The sequence below is a fragment of the Actinoplanes octamycinicus genome, from assembly GCF_014205225.1.
Classification (GTDB): Bacteria; Actinomycetota; Actinomycetes; order Mycobacteriales; family Micromonosporaceae; genus Actinoplanes; species Actinoplanes octamycinicus.
The window spans coordinates 7321533-7346979 of record NZ_JACHNB010000001.1; the positions used below are offsets into that span (position 1 = coordinate 7321533).

The 25447-nt window shown below is 71.9% G+C and carries 30 protein-coding genes; 15 read left to right on the plus strand and 15 right to left on the minus strand.

What is annotated here, in order from left to right:
* Window positions 1-9: 9 nt before the first annotated feature.
* Window positions 10-594 (plus strand): TetR/AcrR family transcriptional regulator, encoded by a 585-nt coding sequence (locus BJY16_RS32860; RefSeq protein WP_185043443.1) that lies wholly within the window; start codon window positions 10-12, stop codon window positions 592-594.
* On the opposite strand, the gene BJY16_RS32865 is transcribed toward BJY16_RS32860, so the two are convergent.
* From BJY16_RS32865 to BJY16_RS32890, 7 genes are read right to left on the minus strand one after another with little or no spacing between them, the layout of a single operon-like run.
* Entirely contained in the window at window positions 552-1595 is a 1044-nt protein-coding gene (locus tag BJY16_RS32865) for a sensor histidine kinase (RefSeq protein ID WP_185043444.1), read from the minus strand. The genes BJY16_RS32860 and BJY16_RS32865 overlap by 43 nt on opposite strands.
* Complete coding sequence (locus tag BJY16_RS32870; RefSeq protein WP_185043445.1) at window positions 1588-2283, minus strand: response regulator transcription factor; 696 nt, start codon at window positions 2281-2283, stop codon at window positions 1588-1590. Before BJY16_RS32870 ends, BJY16_RS32865 begins: the two co-directional genes overlap by 8 nt.
* A gap of 9 nt (window positions 2284-2292) precedes the next feature.
* Window positions 2293-2685, minus strand: coding sequence for a hypothetical protein (locus BJY16_RS32875; protein ID WP_185043446.1), 393 nt, complete (start codon window positions 2683-2685; stop codon window positions 2293-2295).
* Window positions 2685-3872 carry a molybdopterin-dependent oxidoreductase gene (locus tag BJY16_RS32880; protein ID WP_185043447.1) on the minus strand — a complete coding sequence of 396 codons (1188 nt, stop codon included), beginning with the start codon at window positions 3870-3872 and terminating at the stop codon, window positions 2685-2687. The genes BJY16_RS32875 and BJY16_RS32880 overlap by 1 nt, the downstream gene beginning before the upstream one ends.
* On the minus strand, window positions 3833-4513 hold the full coding sequence (locus tag BJY16_RS47740) for a methyltransferase domain-containing protein (protein WP_239177822.1): 681 nt from the start codon (window positions 4511-4513) through the stop codon (window positions 3833-3835). Before BJY16_RS47740 ends, BJY16_RS32880 begins: the two co-directional genes overlap by 40 nt.
* Entirely contained in the window at window positions 4510-5145 is a 636-nt protein-coding gene (locus BJY16_RS47745; protein ID WP_239177820.1) for a TIGR04282 family arsenosugar biosynthesis glycosyltransferase, read from the minus strand. The genes BJY16_RS47740 and BJY16_RS47745 overlap by 4 nt, the downstream gene beginning before the upstream one ends.
* Window positions 5142-5801, minus strand: a complete 660-nt coding sequence (locus tag BJY16_RS32890; RefSeq protein WP_185043449.1) for a glycosyltransferase family 2 protein — start codon at window positions 5799-5801, stop codon at window positions 5142-5144. Before BJY16_RS32890 ends, BJY16_RS47745 begins: the two co-directional genes overlap by 4 nt.
* 132 nt (window positions 5802-5933) lie before the next feature.
* Here BJY16_RS32890 and BJY16_RS32895 point away from each other — a divergent pair, with 132 nt between their 5' ends.
* Genes BJY16_RS32895 through BJY16_RS32905 form a run of 3 tightly spaced genes read left to right on the plus strand, consistent with a single transcriptional unit; the run spans window position 5934 to window position 9140 of the window.
* Window positions 5934-6971: an NAD-dependent epimerase/dehydratase family protein gene (locus tag BJY16_RS32895; protein WP_239177818.1), complete on the plus strand. Its 1038-nt coding sequence runs from the start codon at window positions 5934-5936 to the stop codon at window positions 6969-6971.
* Window positions 6950-8296, plus strand: coding sequence for a hypothetical protein (locus tag BJY16_RS32900; protein WP_185043450.1), 1347 nt, complete (start codon window positions 6950-6952; stop codon window positions 8294-8296). Before BJY16_RS32895 ends, BJY16_RS32900 begins: the two co-directional genes overlap by 22 nt.
* A gap of 43 nt (window positions 8297-8339) precedes the next feature.
* Window positions 8340-9140, plus strand: a complete 801-nt coding sequence (locus tag BJY16_RS32905; protein WP_185043451.1) for a hypothetical protein — start codon at window positions 8340-8342, stop codon at window positions 9138-9140.
* A gap of 4 nt (window positions 9141-9144) precedes the next feature.
* On the opposite strand, the gene BJY16_RS32910 is transcribed toward BJY16_RS32905, so the two are convergent.
* The 3 genes from BJY16_RS32910 to BJY16_RS32920 form a co-directional block, all read right to left on the minus strand.
* Window positions 9145-10137, minus strand: coding sequence for a lysylphosphatidylglycerol synthase transmembrane domain-containing protein (locus tag BJY16_RS32910; RefSeq protein WP_185043452.1), 993 nt, complete (start codon window positions 10135-10137; stop codon window positions 9145-9147).
* A 24-nt stretch (window positions 10138-10161) separates the two neighbouring features.
* Window positions 10162-10956, minus strand: coding sequence for an SAM-dependent methyltransferase (locus tag BJY16_RS32915; RefSeq protein ID WP_185043453.1), 795 nt, complete (start codon window positions 10954-10956; stop codon window positions 10162-10164).
* 207 nt (window positions 10957-11163) lie between these two features.
* Window positions 11164-11658 carry a hypothetical protein gene (locus BJY16_RS32920; RefSeq protein ID WP_185043454.1) on the minus strand — a complete coding sequence of 165 codons (495 nt, stop codon included), beginning with the start codon at window positions 11656-11658 and terminating at the stop codon, window positions 11164-11166.
* Window positions 11659-11999: 341 nt separating this feature from the next.
* On the opposite strand from BJY16_RS32920, the gene BJY16_RS32925 reads away from it, so the two are divergent.
* From BJY16_RS32925 to BJY16_RS32945, 5 genes are all read left to right on the plus strand, one after another.
* Window positions 12000-12326: a hypothetical protein gene (locus BJY16_RS32925; protein WP_185043455.1), complete on the plus strand. Its 327-nt coding sequence runs from the start codon at window positions 12000-12002 to the stop codon at window positions 12324-12326.
* A gap of 321 nt (window positions 12327-12647) precedes the next feature.
* Window positions 12648-13604, plus strand: coding sequence for an aldo/keto reductase (locus BJY16_RS32930; protein WP_185043456.1), 957 nt, complete (start codon window positions 12648-12650; stop codon window positions 13602-13604).
* A 102-nt stretch (window positions 13605-13706) separates the two neighbouring features.
* Window positions 13707-14831: a CaiB/BaiF CoA transferase family protein gene (locus tag BJY16_RS32935; protein ID WP_203759164.1), complete on the plus strand. Its 1125-nt coding sequence runs from the start codon at window positions 13707-13709 to the stop codon at window positions 14829-14831.
* A 10-nt stretch (window positions 14832-14841) separates the two neighbouring features.
* Entirely contained in the window at window positions 14842-15483 is a 642-nt protein-coding gene (locus BJY16_RS32940) for a maleylpyruvate isomerase family mycothiol-dependent enzyme (RefSeq protein ID WP_185043458.1), read from the plus strand.
* A complete protein-coding gene (locus BJY16_RS32945) occupies window positions 15483-15710 on the plus strand; it encodes a hypothetical protein (RefSeq protein WP_185043459.1) in 228 nt (75 codons plus the stop codon). The genes BJY16_RS32940 and BJY16_RS32945 overlap by 1 nt, the downstream gene beginning before the upstream one ends.
* Here the strand turns inward: BJY16_RS32945 and BJY16_RS32950 are convergent.
* Window positions 15707-16054 carry a hypothetical protein gene (locus tag BJY16_RS32950; protein WP_185043460.1) on the minus strand — a complete coding sequence of 116 codons (348 nt, stop codon included), beginning with the start codon at window positions 16052-16054 and terminating at the stop codon, window positions 15707-15709. The genes BJY16_RS32945 and BJY16_RS32950 overlap by 4 nt on opposite strands.
* 962 nt (window positions 16055-17016) lie before the next feature.
* Between BJY16_RS32950 and BJY16_RS32955 the strand changes: the two genes are divergently transcribed.
* On the plus strand, window positions 17017-17892 hold the full coding sequence (locus BJY16_RS32955; protein ID WP_185043461.1) for a DUF4142 domain-containing protein: 876 nt from the start codon (window positions 17017-17019) through the stop codon (window positions 17890-17892).
* Between the two features lie 202 nt (window positions 17893-18094).
* Complete coding sequence (locus BJY16_RS32960; RefSeq protein WP_185043462.1) at window positions 18095-18364, plus strand: hypothetical protein; 270 nt, start codon at window positions 18095-18097, stop codon at window positions 18362-18364.
* A gap of 47 nt (window positions 18365-18411) precedes the next feature.
* Here the strand turns inward: BJY16_RS32960 and BJY16_RS32965 are convergent, their stop codons facing one another.
* Window positions 18412-18717 carry a hypothetical protein gene (locus tag BJY16_RS32965; protein WP_185043463.1) on the minus strand — a complete coding sequence of 102 codons (306 nt, stop codon included), beginning with the start codon at window positions 18715-18717 and terminating at the stop codon, window positions 18412-18414.
* 359 nt (window positions 18718-19076) lie between these two features.
* Window positions 19077-19733, minus strand: a complete 657-nt coding sequence (locus tag BJY16_RS48690; protein ID WP_203759162.1) for a tyrosine-type recombinase/integrase — start codon at window positions 19731-19733, stop codon at window positions 19077-19079.
* Window positions 19734-20111: 378 nt separating this feature from the next.
* Between BJY16_RS48690 and BJY16_RS32975 the strand changes: the two genes are divergently transcribed.
* Window positions 20112-21353 carry a tetratricopeptide repeat protein gene (locus BJY16_RS32975; RefSeq protein WP_185043464.1) on the plus strand — a complete coding sequence of 414 codons (1242 nt, stop codon included), beginning with the start codon at window positions 20112-20114 and terminating at the stop codon, window positions 21351-21353.
* Between the two features lie 94 nt (window positions 21354-21447).
* Window positions 21448-22029, plus strand: coding sequence for a suppressor of fused domain protein (locus tag BJY16_RS32980; protein ID WP_185043465.1), 582 nt, complete (start codon window positions 21448-21450; stop codon window positions 22027-22029).
* Between the two features lie 204 nt (window positions 22030-22233).
* Here BJY16_RS32980 and BJY16_RS32985 read toward each other — a convergent pair whose 3' ends face one another.
* Both BJY16_RS32985 and BJY16_RS32990 read right to left on the minus strand, forming a co-directional pair.
* A complete protein-coding gene (locus BJY16_RS32985; RefSeq protein WP_185043466.1) occupies window positions 22234-23367 on the minus strand; it encodes a hypothetical protein in 1134 nt (377 codons plus the stop codon).
* A 166-nt stretch (window positions 23368-23533) separates the two neighbouring features.
* Window positions 23534-24256, minus strand: coding sequence for a hypothetical protein (locus BJY16_RS32990; protein ID WP_185043467.1), 723 nt, complete (start codon window positions 24254-24256; stop codon window positions 23534-23536).
* Window positions 24257-24522: 266 nt separating this feature from the next.
* Here BJY16_RS32990 and BJY16_RS32995 point away from each other — a divergent pair, with 266 nt between their 5' ends.
* On the plus strand, window positions 24523-24792 hold the full coding sequence (locus BJY16_RS32995; protein ID WP_185043468.1) for a hypothetical protein: 270 nt from the start codon (window positions 24523-24525) through the stop codon (window positions 24790-24792).
* Window positions 24793-25042: 250 nt separating this feature from the next.
* Window positions 25043-25414, plus strand: a complete 372-nt coding sequence (locus tag BJY16_RS33000; protein WP_203759161.1) for a hypothetical protein — start codon at window positions 25043-25045, stop codon at window positions 25412-25414.
* The last annotated feature ends 33 nt before the right edge of the window (window positions 25415-25447 follow it).

A 25447-nucleotide genomic window follows, 5' to 3' on the forward strand; every position in this document is an offset into this window, starting at 1 on the left:
GATAAGCCCATGCCCGCCGTACCCCGCAAGCCCCGCCTGGACGGCGAGCGCAGCCGCGCCGCCGTGCTCGACGCGGCGATCACCGTGCTCGGCCGGCGACCGGACGCGAGCGTCGAGGACGTCGCCGCGGCGGCCGGGGTGGTCCGGCAGACCGTCTACGCCCATTTCGGGTCCCGCGCCGCGCTGCTCACCGCCGTCGTCGAGCACCTCACCGCGGAGACCGCGCGTTTGCTGGACGGCCTGGACCTGAGCGGCCCGGCCCCGGACGAGGCGCTGCGGCGCTGGCTCACCGCGAGCTGGAGCATCGTCGACCGCTATCCGGTGCTGCTCAGCCCGGCCCTGGCCGGGGCGGCGCCGGCCGGTGACCAGGCGGCCCAGCACGAGCCGGTCACCGCGCGCCTGGTGGAGCTGCTGCGGCGGGGCCGGCGGGCGGGGGTGTTCGACACCCGGCACTCCGAGTCGTGGCTGGTCACCGCGATCATCGCGCTCGGGCACGCGGCCGGGCAGCAGGTGGCGGCCGGCCGGATGACCGCGGCCGAGGCGGGCGCCGCCTACCGTGACGGTGCGCTGCGCGTGGCGCTCGCCACCGGCTGAGCGGGCAGCCGCACCTCGAAGCGGCAGCCGCCCCGGATGTTGCCGGCCCGGACCCGGCCGCCGTGCGCCTCGACCAGCCCGCGCACGATCGCCAGCCCGAGCCCGCCGCCCGCGCCGCCGTCCGGGGTGCGGGCCCGGCTGCCGCGGAACGCGATGTCGAACACCCGGGGCAGGTCGTCCTCCGGGATGCCGCCGCAGCTGTCCGAGACGGCGAGCCACACCTCGCCGGTGTCCCGGCCGGCCTCGATGTGCACGGTCCCGTTCGGTGGGGTGTAGCGCACCGAGTTGGTCAGCAGGTTGCTCACGATCCGGTTCAGCTCGGCGGCTCCGCCGGTCACCACCGGCCACTCGTCGCCGGTCGCGGTCAGGGTGATCCCGCGCCCGCGGGCGAGCGGGGCGACCGCGGCGACCGCGTCCGAGACGATGTCGCCGAGCGGCAGGTCGGCCGGGATGAGCCGGAGCGCCCCGGCATGGATCCGGGACAGCTCGAACAGGTCGTCGACCAGGCCGCTCATCCGGTCGGTCTCGGTCCGGATCCGGCGATGGTATTCGGCCACGCCGGCCGGGTCGGCGACCACGCCGTCCTGCAGCGCCTCGGTCATCGCGCGCAGCCCGGCGAGCGGGGTGCGCAGGTCGTGCGACACCCAGGCGACCAGGTCGCGGCGACCGGCCTCCATCCGCCGCTCCTGCTCGCGGGCCTCGGCCGCCCACATCGCGGCGGCGGCGAGCCGGCGCCCGAAGACGATGCCCAGGGCCAGGCTGACCACCGCCGACGCGGCCACGGTGACCAGCACGACCTGCATGTCGTGCGCGGACAGGAACATCGCCCGGGCCACCGTGGTGACGCCGGCAACCACCGCGGTGACCGTGATGGCCAGCAGCACGCACACGTGCACGGTGATCGACCGGCCGCGCAGCAGCCGCAGCACCAGCCACCCGCACAGTCCGACGAGGGTGCCGGCGGCCAGCGAGTAGGCGCCGATCAGCAGGATGTCACGCATCGGCACGCGGCTCGTAGCGGTAGCCGACGCCCCAGACGGTGACCAGCCGGGCCGGAGCGGCCGGGTCGGCCTCGATCTTCTCGCGCAGCCGGCGCACGTGGACGGTGACCGTGGACTGGTCGCCGAACCGCCAGCCCCACACCTTCTCCAGCAGCTCGGCGCGGGAGAACGCGCGGGCCGGGTGCCGCAGCAGGAACTCCAGCAGGTCGAACTCGCGGACGGTCAGCGCGAGGGGCTGCCCGGCCAGCTCGGCGGTGCGCCGGCCGGTGTCGGCGACCAGGTCGCCGTCGCGCAGCAGGGCGGGCCGGGCGGGCGCGGCCGGGGCGGTGCGGCGCAGCACCGACCGCACCCGCAGGGTCAGCTCCCGCGGGCTGAACGGTTTCGTCACGTAGTCGTCGGCGCCGACCTCCAGGCCAAGCACCCGGTCGCTCTCCTCGCCGAGCGCGGTCAGCATCACCACCGGCAGCCCGGGCTGGTCGCGCTGCAACCGGCGGCAGACCTCGAGGCCGTCGAGGCCGCCGAGCATCAGGTCGAGCACGACCAGGTCGGGCCGTTCGGCGTCGACGGCGGCGAGCGCGGCGAGGCCGTCGGAGGCCAGTCGCACCCGGCAGCCGTCCTGTTCGAGGTAGCGGCGCACGACGTCGCTCACCGTCGGGTCGTCGTCGACGACCAGCACCTGATGGGTCACCCTGGCAGGCTATCCGGGTCGCCGCCGCCGGTGCCCGGCGGAGAGCCTTTCGATTCCCTTACGGCCCGCTAGCACCGTCACGGTCACCACCACCACGACCAGGACCAGGCTTTTTCCGTACGGCCGCAGCCCCGGTCCGAGCGCCAGCGGCACCGCGATCACGGTGAGTGCCAGCGTGCTGACCGCGACCGACCGCACCGCCGTCCGGCACCGTTCCGGCACCGTGCGGCGGATCAGCTCCCCGCCGGCCAGGACCAGCGGCAGCAGCACGGCGTCGTGCAGCACCAGCACCACGAGACCGAAGACGACCACGCCGAGCAGATCCCCGGGAGCGTCGGTGAGCAGCCCGCTCACGCCGTACCCGAAAAGCAGTAGCCCGGCGCCGATCAGCGAACGTCTCATCACGCGCCCCGCACGGTGATCCGGCTGAGCCATTTGGTCTGCAGCACGCCGGGCCGGTTCGGCGCGATCAGCCGGGCCGGGTAGCCGTGGTCGAGCGCCAGGGGTTCGCCGCCGAGCCGGAGCGCGACCAGGGTCCGCTCGTCGGTGAGGTGCGGCGTGGCCACCTCGGAGCTCCGGTACCGGCCGCCGGCCTGCAACGACTCGACCTGGACGATGCACGCCGCCGGGTCCGCGCCGACCAGGGCGACCAGGTCGCGCAGCCGGACGCCGGTCCAGGTGCCGGTCGAGCTCCAGCCCTCCACGCAGGCGACGGCGAGAACCGTGGTGTGCTGCGGCAGGGCGGCGAGGTCGGCCAGGCTCAGCTCGACGGTCCGGCCGGGGGCGGCCACGGTCAGCCGGTACCCGGGGTCGAGCGCGGCGTCGCGGACCCCGGCGCCGGCCGCCGTCTTGTTCACCGGCACGCCCTGCGGCCCGTCGCCCGGCCGGCGCGGCGCGAGCAGCGAGACCGGGGCGAGCGGCCGCACCGTCTGACCGATAGTGCTCAGCGTGACCAGCCCGGCCGCGGCTGCCACCGCGAGCAGCACCCGGCGGCGGCCGGGACCGTCCGGGGCGTGCCGGATCGCGGGCAGCTGGACACCGATGTGGATCAGCAGCGCGCCGGCCGCCACCCAGGCCACCCGGTAGTGCGCGGTGGTGAAGAAGAACGGCATCGGCGCGTACCACCGGGCGACGTTGAACACGCCGCCGACCACCTGGAACAGCGCCGCGCCGACCAGCACCAGGACCGACAGGCGCTCGGCGGCGTGCGCCGGGCTCCGCAGCGGCGGCCAGGCGAACAGCCGCGGATAGACCGACCACAGCTTGGCGCCGAGCAGCGGCACGGTCGCCAGGCCGGTCGCCACGTGCACGCCCTGGGTGACCCGGTAGAGGCCGGCCGGGCGGGACGGCCACCAGAACCAGCCGGGCGGGTGCTGGATCAGGTGGCTGAGCAGCCCGGTGCCGAAGCAGACGCCGAAGGCGAGCCCGAGCGCGATGCCGAGCTGGGCGGTGAGCCGGGTGGAGCGAAGCGGCGACCGGAAGGCGTCCGGGCGCAGCGGCCCCCGCCGGAGCCGGTCCGGTGGTGCCGGCCACGGCTCGCCGAGCCAGGTCAGGGCCCGTCGGAGCCGGGTCGCAGGGTGGCGAACCATCGTCCCTCCTCGGTCCAGGTCGCTTCGGTGCGCAGGCCCGCCGACCGCGCCAGGGCGTCCAGGTCGTCGGCGGCCACCTGCGCCCAGCGCAGCGGCGCGCCCGGCTGGTCGCGGCCGGCGTGCAGGGTGGCGACGCCCGCCCAGCTGCCGCCGCCGGGCGGTTCCACCTCGACGTGCGCCCGGCCGGTCCGGGCGAGCAGTTCCCGGCAGCGGCGCAGCAGCGCGGCCGGGTCGCCGCCGATGCCGAGGTTGCCGTCGGCGAGCAGCAGGTGTTCCCACCGGCCCTGCCCGGGCAGCGGCGCGAACACGTCCCGGCGCAGCGCGGTCGCGCCGCGCGCCCGGGCCAGCCGGACCGCCGCCGCGCTGACGTCGATGCCGAGCGCGGCCCGGCCGAGGCGCAGCAGCGCGGCGGTGAGCCGGCCCGGCCCGCAGCCGACGTCCAGGGTGGCGCCCCGGCACCGGTCCAGCAGGCCGGTGTCGCCGGGCCGGTGGTCGTCGCACCAGGCGCCGGCGTCGACCCGGGTCTCCCGGCCGCTGTCGCCGCGCAGGATCAGCGGGCTCCGGGCCCCGGCCGCCGCGCGGGTCAGCGCCCGGTCGTAGATGGCCAGCGCCGCCGGGCAGACCACGGCCGGCGCGGTCACGCGACGACTCCGGCGGCCACGGCGGCGACCGCGGCCGGGAACCGGGCACCGGCCGGGCAACCGGCGGCGACCGCGGTGGCGTCGGCCATCGTATCCACGTCGCGCAGCGGCGCCAGCAGGGTCGGGCGGACACCCCGGCCGAACAGCGCCTCCCGGGTCAACCGGCCGGTGCGCGCGGTGGACATCGGCACCCCGGCCAGCACCGCCGCGTCGGCCGGGTCGCTCAGGCCGAGCGCCCACCAGCCGCCGTCGAGCGCCGGCCCGAGCACCGCGCCGTCCCGGCACAACGCGCCGGCCGCGGCGGACAGCAGGTCTCCGGTCAGCTGCGGGGTGTCCATGCCGATCAGCAGCGCCGGGACGCCGGGCAGCGCGGTGTCGGCGAACGCGTGCGCCAGCCGCTCCCCCAGCCCGTCCCCGCGCTGCGGCACCGTCGTCCATCCGGGCGGTGCCGGATGGTCGCCGTCGAGCACCAGCGTGTGCCGGACGGCCGCGACCGCCGTGCCGGCCCGCAGCGTGTCGGCGAGGGCGGCGGCCGCGATCGCCGCCGCCTGTTCCGGCGTGCACGGTGGACAGAGCCGGGTCTTCACCCGCCCGGGCACCGGCGCCTTGGCCATCACCAGGAGCTGGATCATCGGGCCAGCACCGCCCGCATGTCGGCGACGGCGCGCAGGGTGCCGCGGACCGTGCCGGTCACCTTGGACCGGGTGCCGGCCGCCCGCGGGTGGTAGGTGACGTCCAGCTCCCGCACCCGCCAGCCGGCCCGGGCCGCGCCGAGCAGCAGCTCCAGCGGGTATCCGAAGCGCCGGTCGCGCAGGTCGAGGGCGAGCAGCGCGTCGCGGCGGGCGGCCCGGATCGGCGCGATGTCGTGCACCGGCAGGCCGGTGTCGCTGCGGATCCGGTGGGCCAGCACCGCGTTGCCGAGCCGCGCGTGCACCGGCCAGGCGCGCCGGGTGGCCGGCCGGCGGCGGCCGCAGACCAGGTCGGCCTCGCCGTCCCGGACCGGGCCGGCCAGGCGCGGCAGGTCGGCCGGGTCGAACGAGCCGTCGGCGTCCAGCACGCACACCACCCCGTCGTCCGGGTCGGCGGCCAGCAGGCCGGCGTGCACGGCGGCGCCGTACCCCCGGTCCGGCACGTCGATCACCCGGGCGCCGTGCCGGCGGGCGATGGCGGGCGATCCGTCGGTCGAGCCGTTGTCGGCCAGGATCGGCCGGTAGCCGGGCGGCATCCGGTCCAGCAGCCACGGCAGGGCGGCGGCCTCGTTCAGGCAGGGCAGCACCACATCGGTCATGGCCGGAAAGTTAGCCCTGCTCAGAGCCGGTAAATCTTACGAACTCGGGACGTCGCCGGCAGTTCTTACGAACCGCTGACGGATCGACGCGCGGCGCTCCCGGGGCGCCGGATCGGCCCTACGGTCGCTGTCGTGACGCACATCCTCGTGACCGGCGGCGCCGGTTTCATCGGCACCCATGTGACCACCGCGCTGCTGGCCGCCGGCCACGACGTGTCCGTGCTGGACTGCGGCCATCCGGCGGCGCACACCGGGCCGCCCGAGGTGCCCGACGGAGCGGTGCTGCACCGGGCCGACGTGCGCGACCGGGACGCGGTGGGGGCCGCGCTGCGCGGCGTCGACGCGGTGGTGCACCAGGCCGCGCTGGTCGGGCTCGGCGCCGGGCCGGACGACCTGCCGGACTACGTCGGCTGCAACGACCTGGGCACCGCGGTGCTGCTGGCCGCGATGGGCGGGGCCGGCGTCCGGCGGCTGGTGCTGGCCAGCTCGATGGTGGTCTACGGGGAGGGTGCGTACCGGTGCGAGCGGCACGGCCCGGTCCGGCCGGCGCCGCGCGAGGTGGCCGACCTGGCCGCCGGCCGGTTCGAGCCGGCCTGCCCAAGCTGCGGCGAACCCCTGGCGCCCGGGCTGGTCGGCGAGGACGCGCCGGTCGACCCGCGCAGCGTCTACGCGGCGACCAAGGTGGCCCAGGAGCACCTGGCCGCGGTCTGGGCGCGCGAGTGTGACGGCGCGGTGGCCGCGCTGCGCTACCACAACGTGTACGGCCCGGGGATGCCGCGGGACACCCCGTACAGCGGGGTGGCGGCGATGTTCCGGTCGGCGCTGGAGGGCGGCCGGGCGCCGCGGGTCTTCGAGGACGGGGCGCAGCGGCGCGACTTCGTGCACGTCAGCGACGTCGCGGCGGCGAACGTGCTGGCGCTGGCCGCCGGGCCGGGCTTCCGGGCGTACAACGTCGCCTCCGGCCGGCCGACCACCGTGGGCGCGATGGCGGCCGTGCTGGCGGACGCGTTCGGCGGGCTGCCGCCGGTGGTCACCGGGCAGTTCCGGCTCGGCGACGTCCGGCACGTGGTGGCCTCGCCCGCCCGGGCCGCCGCCGAGCTGGGGTTCCGGGCGGCGGTGCGGCCGGAGACCGGGCTGCGGGAGTTCGCGTGCGTGCCGCTGCGCGGCTGACCGCCCGGCCGCGGCTGTCCTGGCCGTCGTCGCGGGCCGACCGGTGGGCGCTGATCGCGGTGCTAGGCCTGGTCGCGGCGGCGGTGCTGACCGGCGCCGCGCTCGGCTGGCTGGACCGGCCGGTCCGCGCGCCGGCCGCCCCGATCTTCGGCCATGTCCTGCCGCACGCCGGCCCCGGCACCCCGCTCGCCGTGCTGACCGCCTGGGCGGTGATCCGCTGGGGGCCGGAGCTGGCCGGGCGGCTGCCGTGGCGGCGGCTGCTGGCCGCGGCCTGGGCGGCGGCGGTCGCCTGGACGTTCGCGCTGGCCTTGGTGGACGGCTGGCAGCGCGGCGTGACCGGCCGGTTGACCACCGAGTTCGAGTACCTGGCCGAGGTGCCCGGGGTGACCGACGTGCCGGCCATGCTGCGCGGCTTCACCGGCCGGATCCTGCTCGACGCGCCGGACAACTGGGCGGTGCACGTGGCCGGGCACCCGCCCGGCGCCCTGCTGGTCTTCGTCGGCCTGGACCGGCTCGGCCTCGGCGGGGGCGGCTGGGCGGCGCTGCTCTGCGTGCTGGCCTGGGGCGGGGCGGTGGTCGCGGTGGCGGTGGCGCTGCGGGCGCTCGGCGACGAGCCGGCGGCCCGGGCGGCGCTGCCGTTCCTGGTGCTCTTCCCGGGCGCGGTGTGGGCCGGGGTGTCGGCCGACGCGCTGTTCGCCGGGGTGGGCGCGGGGGCGCTGGCGCTGCTCGCGATCGGGCTGTCCCGGCCGTCGCGGTGGTGCCTGGTCGCCGGTGGGGCCGGGCTGGCCGCCGCCGGATATCTCTCCTACGGCCTGGTGCTGCTCGCCCTGCCGGCGGCGGCGGTGCTCGTGCTGCGGTGGCGGCGGTTCCCGCTGCTCGGCTGGGCGGGGCTCGGCGCCGGCATCGTGGTGGCCGCGATGACCCTGCTCGGCTTCGCCTGGTGGGACGGCTACCACCTGGTCCAGGTGCGGTATTACCAAGGACTGGCGAGCTCCCGGCCGTACGCGTACTGGATCTGGGGGAATCTGGCGGCCCTGGCCGTCTGTGCCGGACCGGTCACCGCCGCGATGCTGCGCCGCGCCGCGGCCGCGGTGGTCGCCACCCGGACCCCGGCGGTGCTGCTCTGCCTCGGCGCGGCCGGCGCGGTCCTGGCCGCCGATCTGTCCGGGCTGAGCAAGGCCGAGACCGAGCGGATCTGGCTGCCGTTCGCGGTCTGGCTGCCGGCCGCCGCGGCCCTGCTCCCGGTCCGCGACCGGCGCGGCTGGCTGATCCTGCAGGCAGTGACCGCGCTGGTTGTCAACCACCTGGTGCTGACGTCCTGGTGACTGATCCTTTTGGGTCGGTGGCGTTACCGTGTGCCGTATGCGGGTGAGTCCGGCGGATGGGGTGCGGCAGACGGCTGACGGCTGGCGCCTGGTGTTCGTGCCGAGCCTGTGGGGCGCCGCGGTCGGCCGGTTCCTCGGCTCGCTGGGGTGTGCCGGCTACCTCGCGGCCGTGCTGGCCCTCTTCGTGCTGCCGGCGGTGGGGTTCATCGTCGGGTCCGCCGGGGTCTGGCAGGGGATCCGGGTGATCCTCGCGCTGGCGGCCCTGGTGGCGGCGCTGTTCCTGACGGCGATGGTGGTGAGCGACCTCCGCGCGGTGCGGCGCGTCGACCTGCGGCCGCGGAGCCTGGTGCTGACCCGCGGCTGGCGACAGCGGGAGCTGCCGCTGGACACGGTGTCCCGGATCGTCGTCGAGGAGCGGCACAAGCTGGGCCGGCAGGTCGGCATCGCGGTCGTGCTGAGCACCGGCGACGGGGACATCCGGTGCGAGGCGGACGAACACTCCCCGCTGGGCCGGTCGTCCGCGCCGCGGCTGACGGAGTGGCTGGCCGAGCTGCTCGACCCGGCCGAGGTGCCGGTCACCATGGAGAAAGTCCTCGTCAAGGCCTACGTCTCGGTCGAGAGCTGGTGGACGACCGCCCAGGTGGCCGACTTCTGGGACGTGCCCGCCGAGGACGTGGCCGGGCTCGCCGACGTCTGGCAGGTCGCCCACCAGACCTTCCTGCCGCGGGCGGCCGTCTACCGGTCCGACATGGAGTCCTTCCGGCGGCTCGTCTACCGGCCGGACGACGTGTGCGAGGTGGCGGACGCCATCCGCGGGACCCGCCCGGTCGTCGACCGGGACTGAGCCGTCAGCCGGCCCGCAGGTCGCGGCGCAGCCACAGGTACGCCGGGACGCCCATCAGCAGCACCAGCCACATGGTGATCAGCCGGTAGAGGACCACGATCGCGGCCGCGGCCGGATGGCTGCAGCCGGCGGCGACCAGCGCGGCCAGCATCACCACCTCGATCAGGCCGGTGCCGCCCGGGGTCAGCGGGATCTGCCGGACGATCTGGATGCCCAGGTAGATCACCGCGATCCGCCACCAGCCGAGCGTGGCGTGACAGGCGGTCGCCGCCGCGGCCAGGCAGAACAGGTCGAGGACCCACTTGGCCGCGCCGGCCGCGAAGATCGACACCCACCGGCGGGCCGGGATGGCGGCCATCTCGGCGGTGGTCCGGGCGGCCGCGGCGGCGATCCGGGCCAGCCGCGAACCCGGTGACGGGGCGAACGCGGACCGGAACCGCCAGCCCAGGTAACCGGCGACCGCCACACCGGCGGCGATCACCGCCGGGCGCCACGGGACGGTCTCCAGGTCGGAACTGATCAGCCAGCCGAACGCGTACAGCAGGGCGAGGCTCAGCATCGACACGACGCCGGAGACCACGGTGACGGCGGTGGCCACCGGGGTGCTGGCGCCGTACCGCCGGAAGGTCCGGAAGGTGAAAGCGGTCGCGACCGCCGCGCCTGCCGGGACGGCCATGCTCACCGCGGCGCCGCTGACGGTCAGCGCGATCGCGCTGTCCCGCGGCAGCCGCACGTCCAGGCCGGCCAGCAGGAGCCGCTGCTGCTCGGCGAAGGCCACCTGCGACACGAACCCGGCGATCACCGCGGCGGCCGCCCAGCCCAGGTCCAGCTCCCGCCAGACGGTCAGCAGCGAACCGAGATCCGGCAGCTGATCACGCAGGGTGACCAGGATGGCGACGGTGACCACGATCCCGAGGCCGGGCCGCCACCACCGGCGCAGGACCGGCGGGATCGCCGCCTCCCGGCGCCTGGTCACGGAGCGCAGAGCTGAAAGCATCGGCACAGCATGCCAGGCCGGTGATCAGGGCACACGTCCCACTACGGCGTAGCACATGGCATCGGTGACGCTTGTCACGACATCCGGACCGGGCCGCCACTCGACGCTGGACACCATGCCCGGCTCGACCAGCTCCAGCCCCTCGACGAAGACGGCCACCTCGGCCCGGCTGCGCGCCCGGTAGGAGCCGTGCTGACGGCCGTCGATCAGCGCCTGCGCCTTCTCCCGCACCTCGGCCGGCAGCGTGTCGAAGGTGCCGTGCACGATCACCAGGTAGCTGCCCGGGGCGAGCGCGCCGGTCAGTGTGCGGACCGCGGCGCAGGCCTGCTCGTCGTCCTCGATCAGGTGCAGCACGCTGCTGAGCAGCACCGCCACCGGCTCCTCGAGGTCCAGCACCGCGCCGGCGCCGACCAGCACCTTCTCGGTGTCGAGCAGGTCACCGTCGACGAACTCGGCGGCACCCTCCGGGGTGCTCACCACGGTGCCGCGGTGGTGGACGCCGACCAGCGGGTCGTTGTCGACGTAGACCACCCGGCAGGCCGGGTCCAGCTCCTGGGCGACCTCGTGCACGTTCGGCGTTATCGGCTGCCCGGCGCCGATGTCCAGGATCTGCCGGATGCCCAGCTCGCCGACCAGATGCCGGACCGCGCGCAGCAGCATGGCCCGGGCCTCGCGGGCGGCCACCACCACGCTCGGCAGCGCGGTCAGGATGGTGGCTGTCGACTCCCGGTCCGCCGCGTAATGATCTTTCCCGCCGAGCCACTGGTTGTACCGACGGGAGGTGTTCAATCGACCGATGTCATCCGAATCGCCAGCCATGCGGTCACTGTAATCAATCGACCGGCCGCCGCGGTGCCCGGTTTGTCACCCGACCACATCGAGGATCATGACGGCTTTGCCGGCCGCCCGGCTGGCCTCGATGTATCGGTCACACCGGCCGGATCGACAACCCGATCGAGGTGCGGCCGGTAGGCACCCCACCTCCACCGCACGGATGACACCCGGCGGGATTTCGGTACGCCTCCGTCAGCGGCTGTCCCGGCGGGCCTGGCGACGGGCGCCGGTGGCCCGGGTGGAGGCGTGGCGTTTGCGGCGGTCCGGACTGTCCGGGCGGCGGTCCTCGCGCTGGGCGGTCAGCTTCTTCGCCTTCGGCGCGGGCGGGGCCGGCCGGTTGGCCCTGTTCTTCGCCTCCTCGGCCAGCCTTTCCGCGCGCAACGCCTCGGCGCTCTCCAGGGCCAGGACCGCGAGCCGGGTGCTCACCGTGGACAGCAGTTCCTCGAAGACCTCAGCCTTGGCCCGGCGGCGGGTGTTCCGGGCGTACGCCTTGCCGCGCCCGCCGGTCTCCTCGACCCGGCTCGCGGCGCGCCGCCGATAGTTCTTGACCTGCTTGTTCCGGGCCCGCCGCACCCGGTCGTGCAGGTCGATCAGGGCGTCCTCGTCGAGTTTCGCCAGGCGCGCCGGGTCCGCCTCGCGAACCAGCGCCAACTCCGCCTCGGTCAGTGATCCCAGAATCGCGTCCATCCCGCCACCGTCGCCGACGACCCCGCACGGGTCCTCATGCCCAGCGGATGATCCCTGCCCGGGCTGGCGTCCAGGGGTGTCTCCCGGTCCGCGAGACACCCCTGGACGCCAGCCCGTACCGCGCCGCGCGCCGGCAATCCGGATCCGGAGCGGGCGGCAAGGCGTCGCCCTTGAAGGAAGCCGCTGGGCCGGGCAGCGGACTGGTCGAGCAGCGGGACTTGCGGAAGCGGCATGATCACGCGGCCGGAACGCAGAGCGGATCATCGATGGATGTCGGCCGTCCAGGCGTCCCGTTCCGGAAGGGCTCGCGGTACGTTCCGGGCGGAAGGGGGTGGTCGGGCATGCTCGACGGCGAATGGGCGTGGCGGGTCGGACGGCCCGCCGGCGCCGGGGAGTACTCCTTCCGGCTGCGTGGCAAGGTCGGCGTCTGCACCAGGACGAACGCGCCGGCCGTCTTCACCGTGGGCCAGGTGATCTTCGAGCTGACCGGCTGGCACGGACCGTTGATCTTCGCGCGGCAGCTCTTCACCGACGGGGTCTGGCACAACCTCGTCGCCGCGGCCGCCGGTGACAGCCTCTACCTCTCCGGCGGTGGCTGGCAGTGGATCCTGACCCGCACGACCGCCGCACAGCCGATCAGTCAGGGCACCCGCTGGCCGAGACGATGATCGCCCGGCCGTGCCGCGCCGCCAACGGAGCGGCCGGGTGACGGCCGCGACCGCCTGAGCACCCGCCAGTCCCAGCACCGACCGCGAACAAGCCCGTCGGCCGCGACCCAGCGCAGGGTGGCGCGTTGCTCCTGGACACCGTGCTTTCGCTGAGCCGCGCGCCCGCGCGCCACGGCCGGAGGGTGCGCGGGCCCAAGGGTGCGATCGGGCCATCGGGCCGGGGCCGGCGGTTGTGAGGCGGGGAGGTGGGCTCGCGGGGTTGATCTGGAGCGCGCTCCAGGTTCTACGGTCGGCTCTGAGAACGGGCTGGAGGGGACGACGGTGGAATATCGGGAGTTCGGGCGGCTGGGCCGGGTCAGTGCGCTGGCGCTGGGCGGGGGCGGCATCGGCGGGGTGTGGGGCAGCACCGACCGGGCCGAGGCGGCGGCCACCGTGCACGCCGCGCTGGACGCTGGGGTCACCATGCTGGACCTGGCGCCCAGCTACGGCGAGGGGGCCGAGGCCGAGCGGGTCGTCGGCGACGTGCTGCGGGAACGGCCCGCGCCGGACGTGCTGATCACGTCGAAGGTGCAGCTGCCGGGTGACCAGGACGGCGACGTCGCCGGGCGGATCCGGGGCAGTCTGCGGGACAGTCTGGACCGGCTCGGCCGCGGCCACCTGGACCTGCTCCTGCTGCACACGCACCTGCGGCCGGACGACGCGCTGCCGCCGAAGCCGTGGACGACCGGCTGGCGCACCTACCGGCAGCAGATCGTCCCGGAGTTCGAGCGGCTGCGCGACGAGGGCCTGATCCGCGCCTGGGGGATCACCGCGGTGGTGCATCCGGACACCGTCTTCGCGGCCATGCGGGACACGCCCCGCCCGGACGCGGCGCAGGTCATCGTCAATGCGATGGACCTGGACGGCGGGAACGCGGCGTTCCACGGCACGCCGCCGTCCAACGACCGGATCCGGCGGGAGGCGAACGCCGACGACGTCGCGGTGATCGGCATCCGGGCGGTGGCGGCCGGGGCGCTCACCTCGGGGCTGGACCGCGCGGTGCCGGCCGACGATCCGGTGGGCGCCGACTTCGTCCGGGCCGAGCCGTTCCGCAAGCTCGCCGCAGGCCTGGGCGAGACGCCGGCCGCGCTCGCCCACCGGTACGCGCTGAGCGTCCTCGGCGTGGCCACGGTGGTGCTGGGCGTGAAGAACCGCACCGAGCTGGCGGAGTGCCTGGCGGCCGAGGACCGTGGTCCGCTGACCGCCGAGGAGATGGCAGCCGTCGCGGCGCTGCGGTGAGCCACGCCGGTCACCACGGCCGGCATGCGGTGCAATGGTGACCATGGACGTACCGGAAAGCTCTTGGCGGCCACGGCATCGGCGCTTCTCGGGGGTGCGCCGGTGAGCGGGCCGCTGGCCGGGCTGGTGGTGGCGGATCTCAGCCGGGTGCTCGCCGGTCCGCTGGCCACCATGACACTCGCCGACCTGGGTGCGACGGTGGTGAAGGTGGAGCGGCCGGGGACCGGCGACGACACCCGGTCGTGGGGGCCGCCGTGGGGCGCGCGCTCGTCGTCGTATTTCGAGGGGCTGAACCGGAGCAAGTACAGCATCGCGCTGGACTTCGCCGACCCCGACGACCGGGCGACGGCCCGCGAATTGGCGGCGCGCGCGGATGTCGTCGTACAGAACCTGAAGCTGACCCGTTTCGATCTTGACTATGAATCGGTGGCGGCGGCCAATCCGGGCGTGGTGTATTGCTCGATCACCGGGTTCGGGGCGGACGCGGAGCTGCCCGGCTACGACTTCCTGGTGCAGGCGGTCGGCGGGCTGATGAGCATCACCGGGGAGGCCGGCGGGGAGCCGCTCAAGGTCGGGGTGGCGCTGGTCGACGTGCTGACCGCGAAGGACGCCACGATCGGGATCCTGGCGGCGCTGCACCGGCGGCGGGCCACCGGGCTCGGTGACCACGTCCAGGTCGACCTGATGTCGAGCCTGCTGGGTGGGCTGGTCAACCAGGCGTCCGGTTACCTGGCGACCGGGGTGGCGCCGGGCCGGATGGGCAACCGGCATCCGTCCATCGCGCCCTACGAGACGCTGCGCTGCGCGGACGGGCCGATCGCGGTGGCCTGCGGGAACGACCGGCAGTTCGCCCGGCTGTGCGCGGTGCTCGGGGTGCCGGGGCTGGCGGCGGATCCCCGGTTCGCCGACAACCCGTCGCGGGTCGCACACCGGGAGGCGCTGGCCGGGTTGCTGGAGGCGGCGCTCGCCGAGGACGCGGCGGCGGTCTGGGAGGAACGGCTGACCGCGGCCGGGGTGGCCGCCGGGGTGGTCCGGGACATCGGCGAGGCCCTGTCCCGGGCCGCCGACCTGGGTCTGGACCCGGTGGTCGACGGGCAGATCCGGCACCCGGTCCGCTACGGGTCGGGGTCGGTCGCCGCGCCCGCGCCGCCGCCCGCGCTCGGCGAGCACACGTCGCGGGTGCGCGCGTGGCTCGCCGGGGAGGCCGATCTGGATCATCCCGTTTAGGGTTTCCGGTGTGGACGTCAGGGAGATGATCGCCGAGGAGCGCCGGCGGACGGCCGATCTGGTCGAGTCGTTGGACACCGAGCAGTTGCGGACGCCGAGCCTGTGCGGCGCGTGGACGGTCAAGCAGGTCATGGGCCATCTCGTCGCGGCGGTCGCGGGCGCCAACGGGTCGGCTTTCCTGCTTCTGGTACGCAACGGCTTCCGTCTCCACCGGGCGAACGCGCAGCTGGCCGCGAAGATGGCCGAGCGTCCCGCCGGTGAGCTCGCGGCGATGCTGCGCGAGCACGCGGAGGACCCGTTCTGCCCGCCGATCGTCGGATATCCGGGGCAGCTGACCGACCTGCAGGTGCACGGGCAGGACATCCGCCGGCCGCTGGGGCTGCCGCACGACCTGCGGCCGGACCGGCTGCGGGTGTCGCTGGACTTCTTGGTCGGCGGGCGCGCGGTGGGGTTCGTGCCCCGGCGCCGCCCGGCCGGCCTGCGGTTCGAGGCCACCGACGTGGGCTGGTCGTGGGGCAGCGGCCCGGCGGTGCGCGGCCCGGCGGAGGCGGTGATGCTGGCCCTGACCGGCCGCCGAGTCGCCCTGGCCGAGCTCAGCGGCGACGGCGTCGCGGAGTTCGCCAGGCGCATCCCGGCTCCCGACCGGCCGTGATGAGCGACAGCGCCGGCTCTTTCGTGGTCGAGATCGGGTATCGGCAGTTCCCGTTCCTGGGTTTCTGCGACAACCGCCCGACGCCCTCCTGGGAGGCGCGCCTGTACATCGACACGACCTGGTCCATCAGCGGCGTGCAGACGGTGAGCGGCGGCGTCGACGGGACCCGAGAAGGTGTCTGCTCAGCCCGCGCTCATCGTCGTTTCCCCGCAGCGGGCCAGACCTAACTGGCTGTGGACCAGAAGACGATCATCGACGCGGCGTAGACCAGCCCGAACGCGACTACCCAACCGAGCGCGGCGGCCACGATCCCCCGACCGACCCCGGCGACGGGCGGCCGGGCTGTCGCGCGCTGACGCCCCGCGATCAGCAGCGCCACGGCAAGTCCGAGCGCGAGGGCGCTCAGTCCCTCCGGCTCGAGCATGACGAAGAACGGGAACAAGTTGCCACGTGCGTTCATGGCTTGCGCGAGGAGCACCGCCATGAGAACGCCGTTCGCGCCGAGCACGGTCCCTACCGACCACCAATCCCGCCCGCTCGTCGGAGCCGAGCCCGCAACCGGGTTCGTCATGTCAACCACCCTTCCACGTGACCAGCATGGCCGGCGTGAATATGCGCGCTCGGGTTCTCGGTGCGACCGCGGGGCGCTCATCGAGGCAGGCAACTCCGCCTGAACCCACGACCGTCAAGGCCATTGTGGACGGCTCTCGCGCACGTCGAGCATGACATCCGGCGTTCACTCACCTACGTCGCGGTACGGGCCCCGGTCGAGGGCCAGCAGCGCGGCATGCAGTACTTCGATCGTCTCCGACGTCCCCGGAGCTGCCAGCGTCAGGGTCGCGGGCACTCGCCGAGTTGGGCCTCGCCTTCCGCTCGCGGGGACCGGCGACGCGACTCTCACCCACCCGGCCTTCGTGGGTCTACCTGTTCCTACCGCTGGGCGGGTCCGGGCAACCGTATCGCTCGGTTCGGCCGAGAAAGCCCGGCAGACCTCGTGCCGAAACGGTGACGTCGGCCGGTGACGCCGCGGACGCCCGAGGTGCGGGCAGCGTCACCGTCTTCGTATGAACGGCTCCTTAGCGGAAGAGATGGGTGGTGGAAAGGCCCGCTGATCCCCATCGGACCGGACCGCGACAAGCATGTTTCGGAGAGCGCACCATGCAAGGAGCGCTCGTCGTGGCCGTAGGTCTCCGCTGCCATCAGTTCAGCGCGGACGATGCCGGCATATTTGCGAGATCGGGTTTCGGCAGTTGTGGTGTTGGCGTTTCGAAAGGCGCGCGCATTTTCGGACGGCGTAGTGGATCTTTTATCGCCAATATGGTCGAGGAAGTTGAGCGTTGCCTTAGGAAACGCCAGATCCGGCCGTTGATCTCCAGATTCCGGTTAGGCTCCGGGCGGGCCGGACCCGGTCCGGCGGCATGCCTCATGCCGGACGGTGCGGTGCGGAACGGCCCGTGCGGAACGGGCTTCGCTGCTGACGGGCGGAAGGCGGAGATGGGCATAATCGGCAGCGATCGACGGGCACGGTACGTCGTGGCCGCGCTGGTCCGCATGCTTGTGATGTCGCCGGCGTTGCTCGGGATGCTGGTTCTGCCGGCCGTGTCGGCCCGGGCCGCCGATGACGCAGCGACCCCAACCGACCTGGCGTTCATCCGCCGCGTGCACCTGACGGCGACCGGGGCCGGCGCCGCCAGCGCGCTGGCCCGGGCGATGAGCGTGAACGGCGCGGTCAAGAGACTGACACAGCAGGTCAGCACAGAATGTGAGCAGCTCGACGGCCTGAGCCGGAGCGCGGCCGGGACACTGGAGGTCGCGCTCGACGATCCGTTGCCCGCCGAACAGCGGAGCGCCCTCGCGGCCCTGCAACAGAGCGTGGGAGCAACGTTCGACGCCGGAGTTGTCGACTACCTCTGGCGCGCCGGCAGTGAGCTGCTGCCGATCGCGACGACGGTCAGGGGCACCACGCGTAATCCGATCGTGCGCCGGCTCGCTCAACGTGCCGAGGCGGTCACCGCGGCACAATTGCCGAGGCTGCAGGGCAGCGGCCTGTTGAAGATGACAGTTCTACCGTCCGTCGCGGCGACCAGCCCAGTCAACCGACTGCCCGGCGGGGTGCCGATGGATGGGCAGTTGATGGCGCAGGCGCGCGAGGGCACCGGGTATCTCGTCCCGTCGGCCTGGAGCAGAATCACCGTGCTGGTCGTCGCCACCGGCGTTGCGGGAGTCCTGTCGTGGCGCCTGTTGATCAGGCCCCGAGGTAGCCGCGTCCGTGCCCGCCGAATCCCGGCGAGGCGCCGGGGGCACCGACAGCCGACCGGGCCGGAAACCGGCCGTCTCGCGGGCCCTCGGCACCGGAGAGCGACCGTGCCGGAAACCCGCCGGCTCCGACCACGTCATCCACCGCCGTGACGACATGTTCACCTCGACGCGGGTATCAACCCGCTGGACCCTGGATCTGCTTCGCTGATGCTCGCGCGTGATCCGCGCCGCCCCGACCGACAGGCGAAATCAGCGGCAGTTGAGGACGTTCTGAAGTCAGCCGCTACTGGATCCGGCTGGCCGTTACTCCGACCGGATCCTGCTCGGGGCGAAGCACTATCCAGCCGAGGTCATGGTCTACGAGGACGGCAGCGAGTCGCCGGAGAACCGTCTGAAGTTCCTCGACTCCGGTCGACACTTCGACATCGAAATGCCAACGCCCAGATCCGGAGCCCGCGCCCGTAACCTCGCCGTCTTTGCCCAATGCGACTACGAGGAGGTCCTCGACGTCGTCCCGATCGACGTCGCCCGGCAACGGCCGTGGGCCAATGACCTCTACAAACACGAGCGTGATCGTAACGGCTACCGAGGATGGCCATCTACCACCTCGACCGCCCACTGAGAGAGCGCACGATACGCGGCAAATGAGTGCGTTGCATCGGCGATGGCTCAACCGACGTTGAGCAGCAGAACCTCGTCCTCTTTCAATCCGGACAACACGTCGTGAAGAAGTTTCAGGCCGTCCATGGCAGCCATCCCAGCCTCTTCGAAGTCCAGACGCTTCTTCTTGAAGTAGGCCTGGAGGACGTCTTCACGATGAGCCTCTGGCACGAGACCATCCAGATACTTCTTGTGCGCCGGAATGAGTAGGAGTGTCTCGCCATAGACCCTGTTGATGGCGGACGACTCAGCTCTAAGATCCGAGCGTCGCAGCCATACGCCGCGGCGCTCGAGACAATCCACCAGCGCGAGCATTCAGGATCCGGACCACTCGTATCCAGGCCGCACGCGACGTGCATGTCGAGCTAGCGACTGGAAGAACGCGGCGTTTCCGTCAGTAGTGGTGCCGGAGCGAGCCAATCGGGCGCGCCACGAAGTCCGGCCGACTAGGCTGGCCAGTTGCACAACCCGGCCTCGATCGAGCACGTAGAGCGATGCGATCGTCGACACTCAAGGGCCCCCTCACGGGCGCGGGCACAAAGGATACCTGCAATCCCGGCAAGATCCGTTGAGCGATGCTGCCGGGACAGAAAACTAAACAGACGACCCGGAGCTGACCGCGCTTCGACGTTATCAACGCACCTCTCGTCGGCACGGTCGTGCGTTGATCGCGACTATGTTCCGGAAGCCATGAAGGCGGCCAGGATGTAGTTCGGGTGTCGGTCGAGGTTCTTGCGGGCGCGGTCGTAGCGGATGGTGGTGCGTGGGTCGGCGTGGCGGGCGGCGATCTGGACGTCGCGGAGGCTGACGCCGGCGTCGAGCATGGTGGTGACGAAGGTGCGTCGCAGCATGTGCGGGTGCATCTTCGGGATCCGCAGGTCGGCGGTCTCGGCGAGATGCCTGAGCCGTCGGGTCGCCGCGTGCCGGTCCATCCGGCCGCCGCGGGCGTTGCGCAGGATCGGGCCGGCGTCACGCTCGCTGACGGCGCGGTCGATAGCTCGGGCCACCGCGGGAGGCAGCGGGACGAGAACGACCTTGCCGCCTTTGCCGCGAACCTTTTGTACGCGGTGACCGTGTTCTTCGCCGAGATCGGCGATGTTGGCGCCGCAGGCTTCGAAAATCCGTAGTCCGAGTAGACCAAGCATGGCGACCAGGGCGAAGTCGTTGATGTTGGCCGACAGCCTGGCGGCGGTGATCATCGCCTCGAACTGGAGATGGCGGAGACCGAGCGTGGGCGACTCGGGCGGGACCAGCGGCCGGCGGACGTAGTCAGCCGGTGAATGCGGCAGGATCTCGTCGATGACCAGGACGCGGTAGAAGCCGATCACCACGGACAGTCGCCGAGAGACCGTCGATGGCTGGTAGCAGCGGACATCTTGCAGCCATCGCACGTAACGCTCGATGTCGACCCGGCTGCTTGTAATGGGTCCAGTGGCTGGGCAGCTGACCAGCGCAGGAAGACTCTGAGGTCGGAGTCGGTGTGCATCCGCGATTGGCCGCGGTACCGGCCGAGGTAGGCGGCGACCGTCGCGGCCAAGAGCCGTGGGTCGGAAGTGGCCGGGGTGGGCTGGAGTGCATTCGAGGTAGTCATACTCTCGCTTCGACCGGCCGGCGCCAGCCCTGACAGTCCGGAGCCGTCCGCGATTAGCGGCGCCTACCCTGTGCAGGTGCCGGGCAGCGGTGCAGCTTCGTGCGGTTCTCTCCCGGCGATGACCGCTGCTTTGCACCTGATCCTCTCTTGCCGACACCGTCACGCTCGCGGCGGCAGATCCGGATGGCAGGACAATGGTTGCGTGACGTGGCAGGAATACGACCTGGCGATGATGGCGATCGAGCGGCGCGACCCGGTCGCGGCACGCGAGCATCTGGAGCGGGCCGGAGAGGACGGGCGGGCGCTGCTGGCGCTGGGACAGCTCGCCGACGATGCCGGCAAGCCGGTGTTCTACGAGCGCGCGGCCGAGCTGGGCAACGGCGAGGCCGCCTACAACCTGGGCGCCTGGCATGCCCGGCATCACGACTACCCGGCCGCGCTGCGCTGGTATGAGCGGGCCGCCGAGCTCGGCGACAAGAGCGCCCGCCGCATGATCGGGATCATGTACGCGACTGGGCAGGGCGTGGCCGTCGACAACAATGTCGCCGAGGCGCACTGGCGGGCCGCGGCCGCCACCGGCGACACCCGCGCTTTCCACGACCTCGGGACGATGTTCGCCTACCACAAGGTGGACCTGGCCGAGGCCGCCTATTGGTACGCGGAGGCTGCCCGGGAAGGCTTCGAGCCCGCGAACCGGGAGCTGGCGCTGCTAGCGCCGCGGCTGTCCGAGGACACCACACGTACCCGGACGATGCGCGGCGTCCTTCTGGCGTTCTTCTTCGGCAAGCCCGCCGCGGGAGCGCGGCTGCTGGCCGTGTCCGCTGCAGAGAACGACCCGGTCGCCCAGCGCTCGTATGCATTCCTGCTGCAGGAGGGCACCGGCGTCGAGAAAGACCGCGAGCAGGCCGCCGCTCTGTTCCGCGCGGCCGCAGAAGCCGGTGACGCGTGGGCCGCCTTCAACATGGCCTCGGTCCTCGGCGACCACCCCGACGCCGTGCGCTGGCTCCGAGCGGCCGCCGAGAACGGCATCGGCGCCGCCTACCCCGCGCTGGGCGACCGACTCAGCGCACTGGATCAGGACGAAGAGGCCCTGAGCTGGTACGTCCGAGCGGCCGAAGAAGGTCACCAAGGCGCGATGCGCGCCGCCGCTGATTGGTACCGCGACGGCTACGGCGGGCCGGTCAACCTTGTCCAGGCACTACGCTGGTACCTGAAGCTGCTCGACCTGGGCAGCGGGGACGGCATCCATCAGGCCCACTCGATCGTGTCCCGGATGACCGTCGACGAGATCCACGAAGCCGGCCGTCTCTCCGGCCGCTACACCGAGGCCGAAGCCTTCACCCAGCGTATGGCTCAGTAACGGCCAGCCCAGTTCCAATGCCCGACCGCGCCTTATCAGCGGCAGATCCGGATGCCGTTGGCCGTCCTGATCGCCGACGGTAGAGTCCGCGGTTGTGGCCGCTCCCCCTGTCCTGCGAGACATCTTCAATGCCTACCGCACCCGCCAGGGCGAGGAGGACGACGGCTTCCTCTTCGAAGACGAGCACGCACCGATCAGCCGGCTGGATGTGCTCGTCTATCGGCCCACACCGACGGCGGATCTGACCTCGTTCGCCACCATCGGTATGGCGGCCAACGAAATGTCGGCGATGCCGGGACCGGGTGGAGGCGGCCGGGCGGAACTCCATTTCCGGCGACGCGGGCGGCTCACGCGTTCTGGCGAGGGCGCCATCGCCCGACGGTTGGCCAACCTCGCGATACACCCCTTCCTCACGGGCACGCAACTGAACTGGGGGCACATGATCGGTTTGGGCGAGGACTTCCCGACCTTTCCTGGGTGCCGGGCGGTCTTCCTTGCTGGGCCGCTGAGCGCTGAAGGTCTGGACTACGTCCGCACCAGCGCGGGCGCTGTCCGCGTCATCAACGTCGTGCCGATCACGGACGCGGAACGCGAACGGGGAAGAAGCCTGCCGCCCGTCGAGTTCGCTCAATCACTGCTGGAGCATGTCGACATCTTCGCCGAACGACCACGGTAGCTGGATCAAGCCGTACTCACGCCGCCGGCGCGCTCTCATCGGCTAGACAAGACGGCGGACCCCGTCTCAGCCGACCACCGGTCGTGACGGCGGTGGCCGGGCCGAGCGCGGACAGCGGCATGACAGTGCGTTGCGGGCCCGAAGATCGGTGACTGCGCGGGTTGATTTTGGTGCCGCGCTGTAACGGGTCGTTGTGGTTGACGCTCAGCCGCTAAAGACGTCCCACTCGAATCCTGGATTCCGCCACTCGCGGAGTGCGCAACGCTGTCGGCTGGCGACCGAAAACTGCAATCCTTCGTCCGGGAAGGCGATCGCGACCAGGCCCTGTGCCACGTAGATGCGGGTCGGGTTCTCCGGGAAATTCGCGGGAGGCAGGGGCAGCATTCGCATCCGCTCAGTGACATGCGCAAGGTCGGTGACACTGATAGTTGCGTGGCCAACGAACGGCGCCGACATCACCGCCTCGACCAATGCGAACTGCAGCAAGAATTGGCTCAGTCGTTCGATGGTGCCGGGCGGTGGGGCGGAATCACCCGTCACCGGATCGGACCATCCGAAGCAGCCGCGGTTCTCCACTATCGGGTCGTCTTGGCTGGGATCAATCAGCTTTGCCCACACGCCCTGGTTTTCCGTCGCGATGGTGACCTTCCCCTTGGAGTACTGGAGCTCTCCGGGCGTGACGATACGGTTGTGTACGCCGTAGATGACCGGCTTCTCGGCGGCCAGCCGGTAGAAGTCGGCCAGCGGCTCCGGTAGCCGCATCGATGTGGGCTCGTTCGACGTAGGTGTTGCCGCGACGTCGGCATACCAGCCGGTGAGAAAACCACGCAGTGCGGCGGCCCGATCCTGCGGAACCTCCGCCAGCCACTCAATCCCCGGCAAGTCTTGCACCAGCGTTGGCCGGATCAGGTCCAGCACATCGGCCGGCAAGCTCTCATCCATGGCCAGATTGACCTGGCGCAGTGATCCCGCCGATCCCGCAGCGACAGACCCGGCCGCCCATTGGCTTCCCCACTGGCCGACTCCGGCGCCGACTCGACGAATCTCGCACAGAGAGCCGATCGCCAGGCAACCGTCATGCAGCCGAACGAAGCCGAGCAACGGCAGCTCGTGGGAGTCGAGCCACTCAAATATCTCCGCAGGGAACGGCGTCCGCAGCTCGATGTTCTCTCTGCCGTCCACCGCGCTGCCGCCCGGCCGGTCCCCGGCCTGGATGATCAGCACCCGGGCAGCTGGGCCGTGCACGTAGGTCACCGGCCCGACTGCCGCAACACGCGCACCAGGACCGGCAAGGCGCACCGCCTCGCGCTCCGCCACCACGGTCAGCCTTTCGATCATCCGGTGATGATAGGGCTAGGCGTGCGACCTTCCGGACGACGGAAGCAGAAAGCAGAGGTATCGAAAAAGCCACCAGCGCCGATCAACCAAGCCAGCGATAGTCCACCGCTCGGCACGCACGGACGGCGGCAGATGAGGACGCCCCGAAGCGGGGCATTCGTCGTATTCAGGCGCCCGCTGCAGGCCCGAGCGTCAGTCGCAAGGGTTCCTTGCCTTCGTCATGCAGCAGGCCGGACTGTTCCGCAGTAGTGAGACCGTCGCGGACATCCGCCTCGCTGACCAGGAGGCGTTTTGCCAGGTCAGGGATTGAGGTCTGGAGGGGTAGCTGGGGCGTCCATCGCAGTATCGCTTCCAGGTCCTGTGCGAGGAGCGGGCCGCTGACCGCCTCGCTACGTGCGAGCCAAACGGGAGCTGCTACAGCCGTGTCAGGCCAGAATTGCAGTAACCAGTGAGAGCGGAACCCGGGATGGAATCCGGGGCGTTCCCCGAGGTCTTCTCGTCGGAGGGCGATCCGGACGCGGAACCATTCGGCGTCGCCGAGCTCGAGGTCTACTTGATCGCCAGGGCCAGAGGTTACCGAGGCGAGAGATATCGTGCCGGAACTTGACCGGTACGGTGTCTCGAGGACCTCATCGAACTGCAGTTCGCCGGGAGGCGGCGGTTCGTCGTGCAGTTCGAGACGCACGAGGTGACCGTCCAGGCCGGGGGCGTCGGCGTAGATCCAGCCGGCGCCTGAGCCGGCGAACGTGCCGTTCGGAGTGTCGCCCCGGTCGCGGTAGTGCGGTATTTCCGGCTCCTCGTCGGGCCAATCGACGGCTGGGTCGTTCAAGACGAGGAGGCTGTACTCCGCTTGGTAGCCGTCATCTTCGAACACCCGTAGAAGGCCCATTCGATCAAGGTAGCGAAAGTGGCTGCTCAGTATCGTGCAAAGGCCGAGGCCGCAGAGTGAATCTCCCCAATGCGACGACGCGCTCTCATCGGCGCGACAAGACGCCGGACCGTCACAGCCGGCCGCCATTGGTGTGACAGCGGCGGCCAGCCCGAGCGCGGAGAGCGGCCAGATCAGTGCGCACGTTATGACTGCTTCGCTGCTTGCGATACCGAGATGAAATCGCTTCCGCAAACAGATGTGGCAGTACGTCTAAGCTCACCGCCATGTCCGACGCCATCCGTGACGCGCTGCTGAGCGCCTGGCTTGATCTTGTGGCGGCGCTGGAGCTCTCCGATGACGACCTGGTAGATCCAGGCTTCGTCTCCGACGTACTTGGTGACCTCACCACTGACCTCAGGAGCAGCCTGAGTCAGAGCGATCGTGCACTGCTCGTCAAGCTGATCAGGCAGCACGCTGCTCGCGAGTCGGATCCGGAGCGGCGCGAAGTCTTCGAAGAGACACCAGAGCATTTCGGCCTGATTGACGACCCCTGAGCGAGCGCTGTGCGCAGCATAAGAGCAAGGCGGGCGACCGAGCGTGACAGCCGCTCACCGGCGAGCACGCCCGCTCCCCGGACAAGATCGAGACGGCACTACGTCGAGCAGCATGGTTGTCGGTCGCCGGCGGGGTTGCTGAACGGCTTGTCCGCTGCGATGCGGCCGCGGTGCGAATGGCGCGCCGAGCCGTTGACGTTGATCCTTGCCGGAAAGGTGCTTGATCGCGGACCAGGCACATGATCGGCTTGTGACCGTGAGCTTGTTGGTGGACGTCTGGGTGGCCGATGAAGCTGGCCCCGACAAGATCTGCATCCTTGAGGTGCCGAGCGGGCACTCGGATCTAGCGGGATTCGAGAGGACCCGAACCGAGTTATGGGGGTCGCCAGTCGTTCGCTCGCTCGGCGCTGCGTTTCTGCCGCGACTTGCTGAGGGTGACCTATGGCTGGCCAATGACGAGGTTGAGGCTTTCGCTGCGGAGTGCGCCCTACTTCTCACCAACCGCACGAAGATCGCGTCGACCTCGGGTTACCGCGAGGACTACATTCATGGCCGCCTGACGAACATGGTCGACGCCGCGCGCAGAGCTATCCAGGCCTGCGGAGGCGTGGTCGTCTGGTAGCTTCGCCGCCTTCTGCAGGCACGACTCGCGGCA

What these genes read in the sequence shown, in the direction of transcription:
- BJY16_RS32860 (WP_185043443.1), top strand. Translation starts at nt 10, where the DNA reads ATGCCCGCCGTACCCCGCAAGCCCCGCCTGGACGGCGAGCGCAGCCGC.
- BJY16_RS32865 (WP_185043444.1), bottom strand. Translation starts at nt 1,595, where the DNA reads ATGCGTGACATCCTGCTGATCGGCGCCTACTCGCTGGCCGCCGGCACC.
- BJY16_RS32875 (WP_185043446.1), bottom strand. Translation starts at nt 2,685, where the DNA reads ATGAGACGTTCGCTGATCGGCGCCGGGCTACTGCTTTTCGGGTACGGC.
- BJY16_RS32880 (WP_185043447.1), bottom strand. Translation starts at nt 3,872, where the DNA reads ATGGTTCGCCACCCTGCGACCCGGCTCCGACGGGCCCTGACCTGGCTC.
- BJY16_RS47745 (WP_239177820.1), bottom strand. Translation starts at nt 5,145, where the DNA reads ATGATCCAGCTCCTGGTGATGGCCAAGGCGCCGGTGCCCGGGCGGGTG.
- BJY16_RS32890 (WP_185043449.1), bottom strand. Translation starts at nt 5,801, where the DNA reads ATGACCGATGTGGTGCTGCCCTGCCTGAACGAGGCCGCCGCCCTGCCG.
- BJY16_RS32910 (WP_185043452.1), bottom strand. Translation starts at nt 10,137, where the DNA reads ATGCTTTCAGCTCTGCGCTCCGTGACCAGGCGCCGGGAGGCGGCGATC.
- BJY16_RS32915 (WP_185043453.1), bottom strand. Translation starts at nt 10,956, where the DNA reads ATGGCTGGCGATTCGGATGACATCGGTCGATTGAACACCTCCCGTCGG.
- BJY16_RS32920 (WP_185043454.1), bottom strand. Translation starts at nt 11,658, where the DNA reads ATGGACGCGATTCTGGGATCACTGACCGAGGCGGAGTTGGCGCTGGTT.
- BJY16_RS32925 (WP_185043455.1), top strand. Translation starts at nt 12,000, where the DNA reads ATGCTCGACGGCGAATGGGCGTGGCGGGTCGGACGGCCCGCCGGCGCC.
- BJY16_RS32945 (WP_185043459.1), top strand. Translation starts at nt 15,483, where the DNA reads ATGAGCGACAGCGCCGGCTCTTTCGTGGTCGAGATCGGGTATCGGCAG.
- BJY16_RS32950 (WP_185043460.1), bottom strand. Translation starts at nt 16,054, where the DNA reads ATGACGAACCCGGTTGCGGGCTCGGCTCCGACGAGCGGGCGGGATTGG.
- BJY16_RS32960 (WP_185043462.1), top strand. Translation starts at nt 18,095, where the DNA reads ATGGTCTACGAGGACGGCAGCGAGTCGCCGGAGAACCGTCTGAAGTTC.
- BJY16_RS32965 (WP_185043463.1), bottom strand. Translation starts at nt 18,717, where the DNA reads ATGCTCGCGCTGGTGGATTGTCTCGAGCGCCGCGGCGTATGGCTGCGA.
- BJY16_RS32975 (WP_185043464.1), top strand. Translation starts at nt 20,112, where the DNA reads ATGACCGCTGCTTTGCACCTGATCCTCTCTTGCCGACACCGTCACGCT.
- BJY16_RS32985 (WP_185043466.1), bottom strand. Translation starts at nt 23,367, where the DNA reads ATGATCGAAAGGCTGACCGTGGTGGCGGAGCGCGAGGCGGTGCGCCTT.
- BJY16_RS32990 (WP_185043467.1), bottom strand. Translation starts at nt 24,256, where the DNA reads ATGGGCCTTCTACGGGTGTTCGAAGATGACGGCTACCAAGCGGAGTAC.
- BJY16_RS32995 (WP_185043468.1), top strand. Translation starts at nt 24,523, where the DNA reads ATGTCCGACGCCATCCGTGACGCGCTGCTGAGCGCCTGGCTTGATCTT.